The organism is Bacillus sp. 11B20 (assembly GCF_056098985.1).
Map to the genome: position 1 here is coordinate 931,178 of NZ_JBLZWZ010000009.1, position 17,422 is coordinate 948,599.

Sequence of the window (17,422 nt, forward strand, 5' to 3'; positions counted from 1 at the left end):
GTATCTTACCCAGAAGAAGTCACTCCCTCCATTATTGATCATAAAGTCTATTTTACCGTGCCCCTCAAAACGGAAAAATAGGCTAAATGACACAAAAAATGGGATAGACTCTCTATTTAAAGGTCAAATAAAATAAGCTAGACAATGCACTTTGCTCTGTCTAGCCATACATTCATTTTATTTATAATCATTGATTGGTCCTTTATCCATCAAAACATCAATTTCATCAGAAGACTTCATTTTTAATTTAGGTCTACGCTCGGAATTTGGTTTGCTGTAAAGCTCCAGCGGACGTATGATCACACCATCATTTGTATTTTGAAGCATACCCGGCACACAAGAATAAATCCGATCATTATCATTCGCATGTTTGGCATGAATTGTCACAGATGTTCCTTGGTGATTATCGATACTCATAGATACCCTATATCTATAAAAAGAACCTGTTCCGTTTGATTGAGCAGAATAAACAACCGGAACGATAGCAATGATATCGTCATTTAACCGTAATTTAATGACTTCTGTTTTCATCGATTCACGGTCTCTACCGACATCTCCCATATGCTCTACAGCTCCGTTACCGTAACTTTTGAGAGCAGGAACACCTTTTGCGCCAAACATGGCCACATCTATTTGTTTTCCTGACTTCGTATAGACCAATGCATAAATATCATAATCGGTTCCAGACTCCCAGGATACTGTAGCTGTAATCTCAGGCGTTTTTTCAATGATGATCGGTTTATGACCTTTGTCTAGACTAATTTTACCTTGAACTTTCTCTAAGCTAATTGGTGCAGCGACTTTCTCTTTAGCAGCTGTCTTCATTGGAGGAGCAGGCTCATCAATTAATTTTTCAGAAGTCATTTGAGGAGGTGTAGAAACATCCTGTTCATCAGGTTCAACCTCTACCCCAAAAAGCTTACATAACCCTTCTAATCCAGAATCGAAGCCACGCCAGATGGATCGTGCTTTCGTTTCACCATTTCTGATATATAGCTCTACTACGACAATACCCTTTTCATTTGTAAAGCTTACTGGTGTAAGGTATAGTACCTCATCGCCTGTTTGAATTTCTGCTTGCAGATTCTTCACTTGAGAAAAACCAATTCCTTGATCCTCTGTTAGTGTAATCGCCACCTTTGTGATTCCAGCAGGCACTTTGCTCATATCAAAATTCAATTGATGCCTTTTCAACTGACCTGATATCTCTGCTGGTAAAAGTGTCGCGACACCCGTGGCACTCTCCGGCTGATTGTAAAAAATAATGCCATTATCTCCTTGAACTAGATCTGAATCTGTTAAGAGAAACGCTGTTAAAGAAATATCAATTGCAGATGATACTTCATAACTGATGGATACTTGTCCCTTTGGAGAGTTTAGTACGGTATTGGCACCCATTTGCAGAGTTTGATTCATTTCAACAACTCCTATTCTTTATCTACCATTTATCTCTTTTATAGATCAATTATACCAAATTGTATAATAGAACCTATGAATATCTTTATCTCATTACAATCTCTGCATTGATATGAGACAATGCCAATGAAAAACAAACTACTCTCGAAAGGAGAATCATTGTGTATAAAAAAATCATTCCTGCTGTTATGGTGATATTCGGCTTTTGGATTCTTCTTCAAATTTCCTTGAACATTAAGATCTTTCACAATCCAATGAACTATTTTGTCGCTATTACTCTCTTTTTTCTTTGTATTCAGGCATTAATAAAACATAAACAATGAAAAACCCGAACAAGCATATACCACGCTCGTCCGGGCTTCTATTTTCCTTTATTACACTTCTTCACCATTCGTTGCGATGACGTTTTGATACCAAGTAAACGAATCTTTTTTGAGGCGCTTCATTGAGCCGTTTCCTTCGTTGTCGCGGTCAACGTAGATCATGCCGTAGCGTTTTTTCATTTCGCCTGTTGTGAATGACACGATATCAATGATGCCCCAAGGTGTGTAGCCAATAAGGTCGACACCGTCGTATTCAATGGCTTTTTTCAGTGCTTCGATATGAGAAGCGAGATATTGAATTCTTTCTGGATCGTGAATAGAACCGTCTTCTTCCACTTGATCTATTGCACCAAATCCATTCTCTACGATGAATAACGGGATTTGATAGCGATCGTAAAAACGATTCAATGTATATCTTAAGCCTGTCGGGTCAATAGACCAGCCCCAGTCACTTGATTTGATATAAGGGTTATCTACACCATGCGGCAGGGCTCCGTTGACAATGTCTCCGTTGTGATCAGACACCGTATCACTTTTAACCGTTGTCGACATGTAGTAGCTAAAGCCTAGATAATCCACTTTCCCTTTTCTTAAGCTTTCTTCATCGCCATCTTCAAATGGAATGTGATAGCCTTCGCGTTCGAATTCTTTTAATGCATAGCTCGGATAGTAGCCTCGCACCTGTACATCTGGGAAGAAATAGCGCTGTCTCATATATTCCTCTGCCAGCATGACATCCTCAGGGTTTGAGGAATATGGATAGATTGGCACGTGAGACACCATCGCTCCAATTTGGAAAGCAGGATTAATTTCTTTTCCTTTGGCTACTGCCCATGCACTTGCAAGTAATTCATGGTGTCCTGCCTGATACATGACTTCTTTGGCATTTTCGCCTTCTTTGACTGATACCCCTGAATTTGTCCAAAGGAACAGCGGGTTGTTGACATCCATTTTGTTATTGATTTCATTAAATGTCATCCAGTATGTGACCTTGTCTTTGTATCGATTGAAGCATACTTCTGCGAATTTCGCGAAATACTCAGCGACTTTTCGGCTGCGGAACCCGCCGTACTCTCTTGCTAAATGGAGCGGCATCTCAAAGTGAGACAGCGTAATCACAGGCTCGATGCCATGCTTGAGCAGTTCATCAAATACATCATCATAGAATTGTAACCCTGCTTCATTCGGTTCTGCTTCATCTCCCTTAGGGAAAATCCGGCTCCAGCCAATCGATGTACGTAAACATTTTAAACCCATTTCGGCAAACATTGCGATATCTTCCTTATAACGATGGTAGAAATCGATCGCTTCATGGTTCGGATAAAATTTATCTTCTTCTATCGTTTCAGTTATTTGTCTCGGTACTCCATGAGCACCTGCTGTCATCACATCTACAACACTTGGGCCTTTTCCTGCTTCATTCCATCCACCTTCAAATTGATGTGCAGCTAATGCTCCGCCCCATAGAAAATCTTTTGGTAATGTCATTATTCATTCCTCCTATTTCACAATTGTGATCATGACGTCTGTTGACTGACATGTCGATTGTTCTTCTACAATCACATCTTCGTACGCTTGTGTATTGGTGATGATGACTGGTGTGATTGTTTTTAATCCTTTGCTTTCAATGGCTTCTTGATCAAATGTCATCAACAAGTCACCCTTCTTCACCTTGCTGCCTTCTTTGATATGCAGAGTAAATGCTGAGCCATCTAGGGAAACCGTATCAATTCCTACATGAACTAGTAACTCCACCCCGAATTCTGAACGCAGTCCAATTGCATGCTTTGTTGGCGCAAGCATGACGACACTACCGTCAAACGGTGCATACAGCTTGTTGTCTGTCGGTTCAATCGCAAACCCTTTGCCCATCGCCCCCGAGCTAAATACGGCATCTGGCACTTCAGATAACGGGATCACTTTCCCTGCAAGCGGTGCAGGAATGGTTTCTTCATTATTCATCGAAGCATTAATTTTTTCTCCAACTTGCTCTTTATCAGACGTTGCACCGGCTGTCTGTTCCACTGTATCTTCCCCATAACCAAACATTTGAATAAGCACAACTGGTAAGATCAGCGCAATTGCGACACCAATCAATATGCCGATGACCGATGTTGGATAATCTGAACTAATTCCGTTTACAATCGTCAGTGGACCAGGCAAACCTGCATACGCAAAGTAATAAGGCGTAAAGAAGCTGGCAGCAATGGCACCGACCGCTCCAGATATACATCCGAAAATAAATGGTTTTTTGAAACGCAGGGTAACCCCATAAATCGCAGGCTCAGTAATTCCAAAGAGACCCGTGATTCCCGCTGAAACCCCGACTTTTCGTGTTTCGCGGTTTCTTGCTTTTAAAATAACCCCTAACACTGCGCCGACCTGAGCGATAACAGCGATGGTTTGATATGCCTGGAAGGAGTCACGTCCATATTGTTCAAAGTTGGCGAGCACCATTGGTGTAATGCCCCAGTGAACACCGAAAATGACAAGCACTTGCCAGAATCCTCCGATAATAGCACCTGCTAAAGCTGGTACATTTTCCGCTAAGACATTGTATCCGTTTGCAATCCCATTTGCACCGGCTGTTGAAAGAGGACCAATTAATAGAATCGTTAACGGAACCATGACAACCATACAGATAAATGGCACAAATAACGGTTTGACCACTTCGTGAATGCGTTTGTTTAAAAATCTCTCTACATATGAAAGGATCCATACCAAGAATAGCGGCGGCAAAACAGATGACGTATAAACTGTTTCAGATAACGCTATGCCTAAAAAAGTAACGCCTTCCCCTGATGCCACGCGTCCAGCAATCTCCGTCCAAGCTGGACTGACAAGCGCTGCTGTACACGCTACGGCGATATACATATTCGTTTTAAAATGCTTGGCTGCTGTGATGGCGATAAAGATAGGCAAAAACGTAAACGGCGCCCATGAAATAAAGCTAAAGACTTCATACGTTCCCGTTTTCGAGAAGCTTGGAAATAATAAATTAATGAGGATAAGTGCACCTTGTAAAATACCTGCTGCTGCCAAAATATACACAAATGGCGCAAACACAGCAGACATGGTCGCGATGACACGGTTCAGCACCGTTCCCTTGTTTTCATTTGGCTGATCATCATCAGACGGCTGCAGCTGAACAAGGCTTGAAAAATGCTCATATACCTCACCAACATGCTGACCGATAACGACCTGAAATTGACCGCCATTTTCCACCACGGTAATGACGCCAGGCATCGCATTGACTGCTTCCTTTGCCTTTGGATTCGAACGTTTCAAGACCAAACGCAGCCGCGTGGCGCATCTTGCAGCACTCACCACATTTTCTTCTCCGCCAACTGCCTCTAAGATGTCTTCTGCAAGCTTTTGATAGTCCCTCACTTTTGACATATAAAACCCCCCTTTATCACTACTAGTATATGTACATTATAATTATACCGGTACAATTTATCAATACATATATAATTTTAGATAGCATATCAAAGGAAATTAGGTATGTGCTATAATACAAAGACAATAAATCGTGAAAACAAAGAGGAATAGCCATGTTAAAGTATCAACAAATTGCGAGCGATATTGAAAAATATATTGTCACCCATGAGATGCAACAAGGAGATAAGCTCCCTGTACTCGAAACACTCATGAGTCAATTTGCTGTGAGCAAAAGTACCATTATCAAATCGTTAGAATTACTCGAAAAAAAAGGAATTATCTATCAAGTGAGGGGCAGCGGCATCTTTGTTCGAAGACACCGGCGCAAGGGATACATCAGCCTTTTATCCAACCAAGGGTTTAAAAAAGATTTAGAGGAATTTCAACTGACCTCAGAGGTTTTAATGCTAGACACCATCAAGCCGTCCGAAGAAACTGCACTTAATTTGAACATTGAACAAGATGAAGATGTTTTTTACCTTAAACGCATTCGTTACATCAACGGACAAACCTTATGTTTAGAAGAATCCTATTACCGAAAAACGATTATTCCTTATCTCAACACAGAAATTGCCGCCGATTCTGTTTTTAAATTCGTCAGTGAAGGTTTGGGGCTCAAAGTCGGTTTCTCCGATATGTACTTACAAGTAGGCAAATTGAATGAAACCGAAGCGACGCACCTCGGCCTCAAACAAGACGATCCCGCCCTCCGCGTCGAGACGGTCTTTCACCTCACAAACGGCCAGCCCTTCGACTTTTCGAAAATCACATATAACTACACACAATCCCAATTTTTTATTCAAGCCAATAATTATTATGGGTGATGGACGGAAAAAGCCCCTCATAAACTGAGGGGCTTTTTGCAAATAACCTATCACTTGTAATAGTTATAATCATTGAACGTCGCGATCATATCTTCTTGTGTGCCTTTCTTCCCGCGATTTGTATTAAAATATAACGTTCCGTCATCAAAATCAACAGCTTCTATTTCAAAAAGAGTAAATGCACTGCTCGTAATTCGAAATGAAAGGTCTTTTCTAGTAAACAACTCTTTTGAAAAATCTTTTGCAGGTGTTTCCTTTTGCTCTTTCAGGATTTGATTGATATTTAATGGATATGTGAGAATGACACTCACATTAGAAGCCCCTCCATTGGAGTCTGGCTTAGATAATGGTACATATAATGTTCCTTGATAGAAAGAAATGCCTTGAAGAATGTACTTAGAAACATCCACCACTGATTGATTTACAATCGCTTTCGTATAATTTAATGTAAACGTTGCCTCATATTCAAATTGTCCTTTTTGGTCATTAAAATTCCCAATAAAAAAGCGATTGCCAGACCTGACAATAAACTTGTCCGCTCCAACAGAATATGTGATGCCGCTAATTGATAAATTCGCCCCTTGGTACTGAAGGACATAGGATTTAGCCACTTTGTACGTATTTTTCTTCGTGTTCACACTTAACTTCACTATCTTTTTTACATACTTTACACCATCGGCCATAGGCGCTACATATAAGCTAACTTGCTCATCACCTTTTTGAGCTTTCACAGCTAAGTCATTAGCATGTCCTAAGTCATTACTAGTACTGTTGGTGTCAGAGTTTTTAAGGAGCTTAACAGTTCTATTGCTTGAAGAGCCGTTCATTTTAATAGCGTACAATTGCGTCAAGTGATTTGACGTATTTATTTTTGCAGCATAAATCATATTATTATTACGATCTACAGCCATCCCTTGCATAGAAGTGTAGAACCCAGAACCTGACATTGCAGAATACGTTGTATATGTGTTGAAATATCCGGATTGTGCCTGAACAGTCGCGGACCACATACTGCAGCAAAAGATGACAGCCATTAGGATAAAATACTGCAATTTTTTCAATATAAACACTCTCCTATCATTGGAATTTATATCGTTTGGCTATTAAAAATAAAATCGTCACCATAGAAATGAATGACGATTTTTTTAAAATGATCATTAAGCTTAAGCTCTACTTTTCAGCTTTAAACGCCTTTACAGTTTTACTACTTTCCGACATGCCTTTCCCAGTGACGGTGAAGTAGAGTTTTCCTCCCTTAGCGCCTAGTTGTTTAAAAGTGACTTTTACAACTTTGCCTTTAGTAGCTGTTGACTTCCCAATAAGCTTTCCCGAAGAATGATAGATTTTGACAACATCTTGATTGGTGAGTTTACTGACCGTAACCACGTCTTTTTTCTTTTTGTTGTTCACAATGTTGATTTGGTTGCTTTTTAACGAAGCAGACGGCTCACCTTTAAAAGAAATGGTTTGCTTTCCGCTTTCCAGCATCTTATCGCTGCTACGCGTGATATACACTTTACCGCTCTTAGTCCCAACTTGTTTAACGTACAATTTGATGGACGAGCTGGTAGCTGGTTTTGATGCAGCTAGTAATTTCCCGCTTGTTGAGTAGACTTTAATTACATCTTTTTTTTTCAATTTACTCACTGTAATGATGTCATTTTTATTTTTAAGATTATTGATTTTGACTTGGCTGGCTTTTAAAGCCTCTGACTTTTCACCCTGATAACGAATTGGTACTCGATTTCCCTCTTTTAAACCAGGCTCTTTTATACTGATATAAAGCGTTCCACTTGTTTGACCCAATTGCTTCAAGGAAATCGTCAGGTTCGAGCTAGATGCAGCCTGTTGGGCAATCGCTTTTCCACCAGAAGATTGTTTAAAAACTTTGATGACTGATTGCTTTTTGATTCCTTTTATCGTCACCGTATCATTTTTCCCTTTATTGTTCGTCACCTTCACTTGGGATGATGCAAGTGGAGATGTGACGACTTTTTTGACGGTGAAGGCTGGCAAGGCGACCTTTCTCTTTCCACTCTGCAACGTGATTGTTACTTTAGATCCTTGTTGTAATTTTCCCGTTTTCAATTTAAAATCTTTGCCCGGCGTAATGTTGAATGGTCCAAATTTCTTTTTCGTTGTGCTAGCGCTGAGTTTCGACATTGCTTTTATTGTGTTATTCGTTGAATCAGATTGCACCTCTACAATAGCTTGATCGCCAAACGTACTCATGCCATTAATGGTCTCACTTGAATCATCGATTTCTTCCACAAAAACTTTCTGTACATCTTCCTGAGATTGATCCGTTTCACTCGGATTATCAGCCATGAACGACTTGACTGTAATGAAGTCACCACCGATTAACTTTGAAACAGGAACATCATAGACGCCATTAGAGTCTGTCTGACCTTCCCCAATGACTCTTCCCTCTCCATCTAAAATATTGATCATACTTTCAGGAGTTGCAGTTCCGCCCACTGAAGTTGAAAGCTGAGTAAAAGGATCAATAGTCGGAGCGGTTGATCTCAGTTGGAAAGTGGTCTCATACAAAGCATTATCATAAGAAGGTTCCAACACTTGAAATTTACTTTGATTTAATGACTTTATTGTGTTTTTGTCTAAATTCAACTCAAAGTTGCCATCACCATCTGCAGTCATCGATTGAATGATGTCACTTGATTTTTGATTTTTAAAGACGATCTTTGCATAAGGAATTCCCGTTTGGCCTTTCACTGATTTAGACCATTTTGTCGTAGGAATAAGTGAGATTTTCTTAGGATTCACAATTTTTTTGTAAACGTCGATATTGCTGCCAGTCGTCATTTTCACTGTTAGGAATGTCCCTGCACTTAGGGCAGGCAGCTTCAAATGAATGGCATCATTGAATGTGCCTGAGGCAATTACTTTGCCATCTTTCATGACCTCTACTTTTGTGTTCTTCACAGTTTTCCCAGTTAACTCCTGAGAAGTATCATATATCGGATCTAATGAGCTAAAAGATTCCTTGAAAACATACACTTTGTTTGAAGAAAGCATTGTCCCATTTTGGTCATACGTATCTAACTCCGCCGTTTGACCTGAACTAATGTTCCAAGAAAACAACTTAAAGTTTCCATTACTATCTGCTTTTGCGTAGTGCATATATTTAGATTTCCAGTTACTCGGAACACCCCAATCTACGAATGCAACGATTGCGTTTGGCGCTGTTTTACCTGTCAGATAATTATCACCATATTGATAACGATCAACCGTTGTTTTCGTTCCACCCTCTGTGGCACTCACACTTTCTTGTATATGAAAACTCAACATCATCACACATAGAATAGAAGCTACTAATTTCAGGACCATTTTCATAAATATATCCTCACTTTTCCTATTAATGTTTTTATATACAAATATTATACATTTCATCTAGTATAGATACAAGAGTTAATAACATGACTAAAGACTTATCAAACTACCAATTTAATAGGTACAGTGAACCCCCCTCTCTTACATGAACATCTCCGATTTAAAACATCAAAAAGATTCATTTTACGAATGCATCAAACAAACTTATGATAAACGTAACAAAAATGTATAGGAGGGTTCGTCAGATGAGAGACATTAGAGTGTATCATGTTGATGCGTTTACAACTGAGAAATTTGGAGGAAATGCCGCTGGGGTGGTGTTGGATGGTGAGTTTTTAACAGAAGATGACATGCAGAGCATCGCCAAGGAGTTGAATTTACCGGAATCCGTCTTCTTGCTGCCTGCCCATGATAAGGAAGCCGATTATCGGGTCAAATACTTCACGCCGACGGAAGAGGTCAATTTTTGCGGGCATGCGACTGTTGGATTGACTTGGCTTCTGGCGACGGAGCTAGGGCTGGCTAAAGAGAGATCAGGGGTCGTGTTAGAAACAAAGATCGGCAAGGTTCCTGTCGTATGGCACGAAGAAAATGGCAAGGTCGTTGATGTGGAAATGACTCAGGTGACACCGAAGACGCGAGATTTTGTCATTGATTTAGAAGAGCTTAGTGACATGCTTGGTGTGAGCATTGACCGCATTGATCCATCCTTTCCTATCAAATTAGCAAACACCGGTAACTGGCATCTGCTTGTTCCGATGAAGGACCAACAGGACATTGATCAAGCAGCACCAAACTTAGCGGCTTTAGCTAGAATGAATAAAGAGCATGTCATCTCGACAACCCACCTTTATACGTTCCACACCTCAAAAGAATGCGATCTTTATACGAGAGATTTTGCACCTGGGATTGGTATACCCGAAGATCCTGTGACGGGGGCAGCAAACGGGGCATTGGCTGGATATCTTTATTTGGAGGGCATCATTTCTCAGCAAGAAATCACTCACCTGAACATTGCCCAAGGCGATGCCATCGGCAGACCTGGCTTGCTTCGTATCACAGTCATTCCAAATGAATCAAAGCCGGTGATCAAAGTGGCAGGCGCAGCTGTCATCACGATCCGCGGCGTGTTGTCTTTATAAAACACCAGCTTGAATGGGGACTTCCTGTTCAAGCTGATTCTATTTAAAATGATTTTTGACCGTTTCGATCCACCTCTTGGTCGATGGGGAAGCTGCTTTGAACGATTTGAGCGCCAAGTTGACCTCACGAAAGACGCTCGTCTCCAGTGGAATGACTTTCGTATGAGGTATGTGCGGCGGTAACACTAATTTTGGAATAATCGTGACCCCAAGCCCTTCTTGCACCATAGAAATGAGCGTATTGTTGTCTTCAATTTCAAACAAAACATGAGGCTTCACGCCGCCTCTTTCTTTTAACAGCTTCTTGACGAGTATGTCGCAGCCCGCTTTCGGCATGATAAAGGCTTCATCATGTAATGAATCAACTTCGATCACATTCTTCGTATGAAAGCGATGATTCTCTTGTATGAGCACCACCAATTCATCTTGAAAAAGTGGAATGGTCTCGAATTCCCTCGATGACTGCGTTAAAAAACCAACATCAACCGTGCCTGAAGCGATCCATTCCTCAATCTCCTCATAACCGCCTTCATATAACTCCAGCTTGATATGCGGATAGCATTGCGTAAAACGGTGAATAAGGCGTGGTAGAACATTTGAAGAAAAACTAGGAAATGTCCCAATCTTGATGCTCCCCACTTCCATCCCTTGAATTAGCGCCGCCTCCTGCTCAAGCAATGCCGCATGATGCAAGATTTGCCGGATATGAGGCATCACCCGCTCACCTGCGTCTGTCAACGACAGCCCGTTTCGATTCCGTCGAAGCAGCACAATCCCGAGTTCCGCCTCAAGCTTCGCAATATTATGACTCACCCCAGACTGCGTCAGCCCAAGCTTCTCCCCGGCTTTTGTAAAACTCCCGCATTCGACGACTGTTAGAAATACTTTGTATTGGAATGTGATCAGTGTGCTCACCTCACTTATTAATTCGTCGTTGCCGACGACGAAGACCTAGACGCTGCTTCATCAGCTTTCACACAATCAATCGCAACAACGAGCGCAATCATCACAGGCTCCATCTCTTCTTTCAAAATATCAACCTTATAGCTGTCACCCCAAGTAAACCATTCCTTCTTCACCTGACCGATCACTTCGCCATTCTGCAGCACTTGGAAATTCATATCCCACCAGTTACCTTGCACTTCGATCCCAGCAGCATCAATTGAATATTTTGCTTTAAAAAACGTAAACTCTTTTTTAATCGTCAATACCTCTTGACCATCAACTTCTACAAAAAACTTCGGTAAAAAGGTAAACATTTTCTTCGTAATCACAGCGATTTCATCTCGTTCTGTATTCAAAATGGTAAACGTCTTCGGCATCTTCATAAAGCTGCCTTCTACCACATACACATCCTTCTCCTGTTGATCCTTTACCGTAAATCTGCCGCTCAGGCTAAATACTTTCTGCTTCATGTAAAGCTGTTTCATATGTACCTCCGATTCAGTTCAAAAATTTATCCGTTCTTACATTACCTCTGATTATACCAAAAAATAGAATGTACAAAAAACCACCTGATAGCAGGTGGTTTTCGATTACTGATCCATTTTCAGAGACTCTTTTTCATATGTTTGAAAAGCATTTTCCATTCCCATGATGACTTCTTTAATTTTGACATAACCACTTGTGTAAGGAATAGAATCCCTAATCTCTTCCCACATAAAATGATAGAACTTCAGGTCTTCCGTTTCACACATCACAAAATCTGTGTAATCTTTACCTGGAAGAGCTTCAGCATCAAAAAAGCGCACCGTCACATGTTCCTCATATTTCTGCATCAACTCTTGCAGCGAAGCCGCATGGGTTCTGCGCTCCTCTCGTGGTAAAGCAAGCCAAGATGGGTAGAACTCTAATAAAACAACCATCATATATTTCATCATCATACCCCCGATTCTTCTATGATGTGATGATTGTACGTCAGATCTAGAGAATGTGCATTAACATAGGTTAATGTTCAGCAGGATGGAGCAGCCTGCTCAACGAAACCGGAGAAATACCAATATATGAGGCAATATGATATTGAGCGATACGTTGATGTAACCCGGGATATTTCAATAAAAACGCCTGATATCGCTCAATTGCTGGCAAATAAAGCAGTTCCCTCTCACGCTCTTCCTTTCTCGTATACAGCCTCTCTACACTAACCCGAACAAACCGCTCCCACATATGACTTCTATCCATCAACATTTGAAGCAGATCATACGGAATTTCAATCACAATAGAATCCTCCATCGCTTCAATCGAATAAGGAGAAGGCTGCCTGTTGATCATACTTGCATAAGAAGTAGCAAAATCATCTTCCAACGTAAAAGCCACGTTGTACTCCCTTCCATCCGGTAACAAATAGAAGAGACGGAAGAGCCCCGTTATGCAGAAATAAGCGTGTTTCACAAGATCGCCAGCCTTGACCATGCATGTACCCGCTTTTAATTGTTTAATTGTTGTTCCATCTTTGAAGGCTTGCCAATGATTTTGTTCGATTGGATATTTGGATATTTTGGTTTTGAAAGTGTCGTATGGGTCAGTTATTTTGTCCATCTGTTTTTTACCTCCTAATAAGGAAAACTCAAACCTACTTGGGGATTGTTTTTATGATCAATGCTAAAAATAAGTCTGTCACAATACGTGATGCAAAAAAAGTCTCGTTTGAGGAAAATCACTCAAATGAGACTTTTTTTAGTGTTTATTTAATACCCATTTACAAAGTAAGCAATGGTTTCTAATTCATCTTCTTTCAGTTCTCTGTTCACATAATGTTGATATTCTTTCGTGATTTTCTGCTTATCTCCACCAAATAGATCAGTGAATTTCGCTATCATCCGAAGTTTGTCTGTTTCCTGACGAAACTCCTCTTTTGTCAACGGTCTTTGGTGTGAAGGAATATACATATCAGCATCAAAAGCATCTAACTCATCTAAAAGACGCAACGTTTCCTTCACCGTATAATGTACTTTTTCGGCATACATTTTAGGATAAATACAATCACCAAGAAACAGGATTTTCTCTTCTTTCACATACACGATCACGGAATCAGCAGCATGATCGCCTCCAACATGTTGCACGACGCAAGTGACCCCACCAAGATCAATCTCCATCCGCTGGTCAAACGTCACATCCGGTAAAACCACCTGAATATCTCGATGATCCTGATATTCTTCTTTGATCGCCTTCGCACAGAACTCAATCTCCGTTCCTTCCCTCACCCGCTCATCAATCGCATCATCTGACCACGAAAACGGAACAAGCTTCTCCATTTCCTTTCTGGTCTTTGCAGAAGCAATCGAAACCGAATCAGACAGCGCTGGCAGACCAAAAATATGATCCCAATGCCAATGCGTGAGGACAACGAGATCGGGCTTGGCGTTCTCGTGTTTTATGGTTTCTTTGATAAAGTATTTGGCATGATCTTCCGAGTTACCAGCATCGATCATTAATGTTTTGTTATTGCCTACGACCATACCTAGGATGGGGCGGTCGGTGAGTGATACTGGTGTGATGTAGGAGAAGGTTTGGCCTATTTTTTTGATTGTGTGCATGGTGTGCCTGCTTTCTAAAATTTTTTCCCCTTCGTTAACATTAACACTGTAATGTTTTTAATCATTTAGATATTAGCAGCTGGATGCTATTACTCTAGCTCACTTAATGCATGGGATGGTAAAGTGAGGTGAGTTCCCATTATTTGATAAAAGTACAATATGAATAAATGTTAACTCTACACTTTGATGTTTATATAATTCTTAAAAAATATATTGTAGACAAGTTACTTTATTATCTGAAAGGTATTTGGTAGCCCTCGGGTGTTCCAATATTGATTTATTGCCAAATACTCTCCCAAATCACCTAATAATTTCTTACTTCTAATAATTCTTCGTTTTTTAAATTCCTTAATACTTCTCCATATGCTTTAATCAATTCTTCGTCTGATAGTTTACTGATTAAATGCATCCTTTTTCTCCTTAATGAAGTATATCATTTCTAATAGAAAGAATCTCAATTAGGTTTATATTATACAATCCTCAAACCATTTTAGAGCCATATTAGCCATAAAATATTCTTCCTCTTGAATATTTTTAGCATGAGCATCAACTCTATAAATATTTATAATATCCATATGCATTTTAAATTTTACTTTATCTTCAAAAACTTTAGAAAAATCTTCCCAATTCTTATCAATTAAAACTTTCAATTCAGGAAAATAATAAGCCTGTTCCATAAGTTCATTTGTTGGTATACCTTCAAACCTTGTTCTTTCATCTGTTTTTTTTGCTTTTAAAATCTTTTCTCTAGCTTCTTTTTTACCATATTTAGTGACGAATACTGTGTGAATTAAATTTCTTAACTTAATCTCTATATTGTTTCTACGCATACTAATTGCAGTTCTTTTTGCTTCCATAGAATCATCACTCAGTAAAATACTATTATTTTTCAAGTGAATTGATAACGCTTCTATAGTAATAAAATAACTCTCTTTATATTTCTTTAAAACTCCATAACCAACTAAATGTTGTATAGTAGCGAAATTACCCATTCCTAATTTTGTAAGAAATATATCATTTCCTTGAACAGCTAAAGATTCTAATAAAGCATATTCATTTGGATAAGAGTTTTTTAGTACTTGTATTATTTGTTCGATATATTTCGATATCCCAATATCATAATTTTCTTTTTCTCTTAAATAATCATATTTATTAACTTTAATTGGCCTATCTAAAGATGCTGACTTATTAATTAAACTACAAATATGTCTAATTAGAAATGGATGTCCTCCATAATCTTCAACTAGCTTTGTATATATTTCCTGTTCAAAATCTAAACCCATGTATTTTCCTATGCTACTAACCATATTTTTAACATCCTCAATACCAAATAAATCTAAGTAAACTGGATTAATCATAGAAAAAATAGGATTATCAATTCCCTGAATTGATGCCACTTCTACACAATGAGGATTAACTCCTGCAACTAAAAAACATATCTCATTTTGATGTTCCTGATAAAACGCTCTAATAGTTTGCCAAAAGTAAACAAAATCTAAACTATTTCTCCAATGATCTGAACTAGCAGTATCAATAGAAATCATTTCTATTTCATCAAATATTAAAAGTATTCTTTTCTCATCTAATTCTTTATAAATTTGTATCATTATTTTTTCAAAACTAAAGGCTGCATATTTTTCGTCAAAAATAAAGTTTGAAATATCTAACTGAATCTCATATTCTTCTATAAGTTTATTAGTAATACTTTGCAATAATTCATACCATCTTAATGCATGTACGGATGGGTTTTGACAATCAATAAAGATATATCTACCATCTTTAGAATCTATTGTTCTCATTAAAGCATAGAGTACTGAAGTTTTGCCGATTTTTCTCAGACCAAATAAACCACCCTGTTCACCACTTGTATACTTAGAGTAAAATTCTTGTACTATTTTCTTCCTACCAAAAAAATAACTATCATTTCTAATAGGAGATTCTATAGCAAACAAATCACGACTATAAAAATACTGTCTTAATTTATTTTCAACTTCTTCTTTAGTAAGTTTACTTTTTGTGAATTCATCATATGTAAAAGGAACAATTAATTTTGAATCCTTATTTTCGTTATTTAAAGCCGCAATTTTATTAGTAATATTTAAATCCCTACTTACTAAGAAAATGCATACCTTATCTAATCTATTGTCATAATCTGTAAGCGTTTTATCCACAAAGTCTAGTACCCTTCTATCAAAATCTTGAAAAGGAGAAAATAACAAGAGAAATTCATTATACATATTGAATTTCTCTCTATATTCGTCACCGGGTTGTAAAAAACTAAAATTATATTCAGTATTCTTGAATTTTTCTATTTTAGAAAAAGTTACACCAAAAAATCTAGAAAAATTTTTTACAATGTTTCTCTCAATATCACTTCCTTTTATATTTAATTTATACTTAATACCTTTGATAACACGACCATTAGAAACTACATTTTGATTCATACTCATCACCTCAAGTAATATAATATAAATTGCAAAGACCAATTTAGAAACTTATTCCGGAAAAAGGAATTTTATAACAAATTAAAAACCCCACTCACTTATGATAAGGCTCCCCTCGCACAATCCGAAACGCCCGATAAATCTGCTCCACCAACACCAGCCTCATCAACTGATGCGGGAACGTCATCTTCGAAAACGACAGTTTCTCATTCGCACGCTGCATCACAGCATCGCTTAAGCCAAGGGATCCACCTATGATGAAACATACCTTACTTTTTCCGTATGTTGCTAGCTTATCTATTGTATCGGCTAATTCTTCGGAAGTTTTCATCTTTCCTTCGATGGCGAGGGCGATGACGTGGGCGTCTGGGTTGATTTTGCTTAGGATGCGTTCTCCTTCTTTGTCTTTGATGATTTTCATGTCTTGATCGCTGAGATTCTCGGGTGCTTTTTCGTCCGCAAGCTCAATGATTTCGATTTTCGCATAGGCTTGTAATCGTTTTGTGTATTCGGCTATGCCTTGCTTTAAATATTTCTCTTTTAATTTTCCTACTGTGATAATTGATATATTCACAGGTCATCCCCACCTTAAGAACAAGTTATTCATATAAGTTATCAACAATTGTGGATAAAATTTGTGTATTTTGTGTCCGATCATTCGTTCCCCACTATATATATTGCAGGTTCATCACACAATTCACAGGTTGTGGATAAACTGTGTGTATGTTCGATTTTTCTGAATTCTGGTGGCGTTTCGTGATCATCTATGTACATGTCTAATACGGTTTCTATGTGTTCTGCACAAGCATAAAGTGATTTGTTCATAAGTTTCTGATTCCTCCAATTTGTTGTCTCGTTATTCACAAGTGTTTCGCTCATTGTTCAATATAACCGATTTATTCACATGTTAATAGTCTTTTACCATTTTCCACACCTTTTATCCAC

General features: G+C 38.7%; 15 protein-coding genes. 2 read left to right on the forward strand and 13 right to left on the reverse strand.

Annotation, left to right across the window (positions count from 1 at the left end; all coding sequences use genetic code 11):
* Positions 1-177 precede the first annotated feature (177 nt).
* From ACN6NB_RS18970 to ACN6NB_RS18980, 3 genes are all read right to left on the reverse strand, one after another.
* Positions 178-1,416 carry a TerD family protein gene (locus ACN6NB_RS18970; RefSeq protein ID WP_144491819.1) on the reverse strand — a complete coding sequence of 413 codons (1,239 nt, stop codon included), beginning with the start codon at positions 1,414-1,416 and terminating at the stop codon, positions 178-180.
* A gap of 374 nt (positions 1,417-1,790) precedes the next feature.
* The gene (bglA, locus tag ACN6NB_RS18975) at positions 1,791-3,230 is read right to left on the reverse strand and encodes a 6-phospho-beta-glucosidase BglA (protein WP_474253555.1); all 1,440 of its coding nucleotides are present in this window, start codon (positions 3,228-3,230) and stop codon (positions 1,791-1,793) included.
* Between the two features lie 9 nt (positions 3,231-3,239).
* A complete protein-coding gene (locus ACN6NB_RS18980) occupies positions 3,240-5,138 on the reverse strand; it encodes a beta-glucoside-specific PTS transporter subunit IIABC (protein ID WP_474253539.1) in 1,899 nt (632 codons plus the stop codon).
* Positions 5,139-5,293: 155 nt separating this feature from the next.
* On the opposite strand from ACN6NB_RS18980, the gene ACN6NB_RS18985 reads away from it, so the two are divergent.
* Entirely contained in the window at positions 5,294-6,004 is a 711-nt protein-coding gene (locus ACN6NB_RS18985; RefSeq protein ID WP_341040927.1) for a GntR family transcriptional regulator, read from the forward strand.
* A 50-nt stretch (positions 6,005-6,054) separates the two neighbouring features.
* On the opposite strand, the gene ACN6NB_RS18990 is transcribed toward ACN6NB_RS18985, so the two are convergent.
* Positions 6,055-7,038 (reverse strand): hypothetical protein, encoded by a 984-nt coding sequence (locus tag ACN6NB_RS18990; RefSeq protein ID WP_445285728.1) that lies wholly within the window; start codon positions 7,036-7,038, stop codon positions 6,055-6,057.
* 136 nt (positions 7,039-7,174) lie between these two features.
* Positions 7,175-9,358 carry a hypothetical protein gene (locus ACN6NB_RS18995; RefSeq protein WP_474253540.1) on the reverse strand — a complete coding sequence of 728 codons (2,184 nt, stop codon included), beginning with the start codon at positions 9,356-9,358 and terminating at the stop codon, positions 7,175-7,177.
* A gap of 242 nt (positions 9,359-9,600) precedes the next feature.
* Between ACN6NB_RS18995 and ACN6NB_RS19000 the strand changes: the two genes are divergently transcribed.
* Positions 9,601-10,497, forward strand: a complete 897-nt coding sequence (locus tag ACN6NB_RS19000; RefSeq protein WP_268501880.1) for a PhzF family phenazine biosynthesis protein — start codon at positions 9,601-9,603, stop codon at positions 10,495-10,497.
* A gap of 39 nt (positions 10,498-10,536) precedes the next feature.
* Here the strand turns inward: ACN6NB_RS19000 and ACN6NB_RS19005 are convergent, their stop codons facing one another.
* From ACN6NB_RS19005 to ACN6NB_RS19040, 8 genes are all read right to left on the reverse strand, one after another.
* Positions 10,537-11,412 (reverse strand): LysR family transcriptional regulator, encoded by an 876-nt coding sequence (locus ACN6NB_RS19005; protein WP_268501878.1) that lies wholly within the window; start codon positions 11,410-11,412, stop codon positions 10,537-10,539.
* A gap of 8 nt (positions 11,413-11,420) precedes the next feature.
* On the reverse strand, positions 11,421-11,927 hold the full coding sequence (locus tag ACN6NB_RS19010; protein ID WP_144491814.1) for an LURP-one-related/scramblase family protein: 507 nt from the start codon (positions 11,925-11,927) through the stop codon (positions 11,421-11,423).
* Positions 11,928-12,032: 105 nt separating this feature from the next.
* Positions 12,033-12,374, reverse strand: coding sequence for a darcynin family protein (locus tag ACN6NB_RS19015; RefSeq protein WP_039183409.1), 342 nt, complete (start codon positions 12,372-12,374; stop codon positions 12,033-12,035).
* A gap of 70 nt (positions 12,375-12,444) precedes the next feature.
* Complete coding sequence (locus tag ACN6NB_RS19020) at positions 12,445-13,035, reverse strand: Crp/Fnr family transcriptional regulator (protein ID WP_039182796.1); 591 nt, start codon at positions 13,033-13,035, stop codon at positions 12,445-12,447.
* A 149-nt stretch (positions 13,036-13,184) separates the two neighbouring features.
* Positions 13,185-14,033, reverse strand: coding sequence for an MBL fold metallo-hydrolase (locus tag ACN6NB_RS19025; protein ID WP_144491813.1), 849 nt, complete (start codon positions 14,031-14,033; stop codon positions 13,185-13,187).
* Positions 14,034-14,497: 464 nt separating this feature from the next.
* Entirely contained in the window at positions 14,498-16,477 is a 1,980-nt protein-coding gene (locus ACN6NB_RS19030) for an AAA-like domain-containing protein (RefSeq protein WP_144491812.1), read from the reverse strand.
* Positions 16,478-16,571: 94 nt separating this feature from the next.
* Complete coding sequence (gene rlmH / locus ACN6NB_RS19035) at positions 16,572-17,051, reverse strand: 23S rRNA (pseudouridine(1915)-N(3))-methyltransferase RlmH (RefSeq protein WP_340868838.1); 480 nt, start codon at positions 17,049-17,051, stop codon at positions 16,572-16,574.
* A gap of 80 nt (positions 17,052-17,131) precedes the next feature.
* Positions 17,132-17,302 (reverse strand): CxxH/CxxC protein, encoded by a 171-nt coding sequence (locus ACN6NB_RS19040; protein WP_008360116.1) that lies wholly within the window; start codon positions 17,300-17,302, stop codon positions 17,132-17,134.
* Positions 17,303-17,422 lie beyond the last annotated feature (120 nt).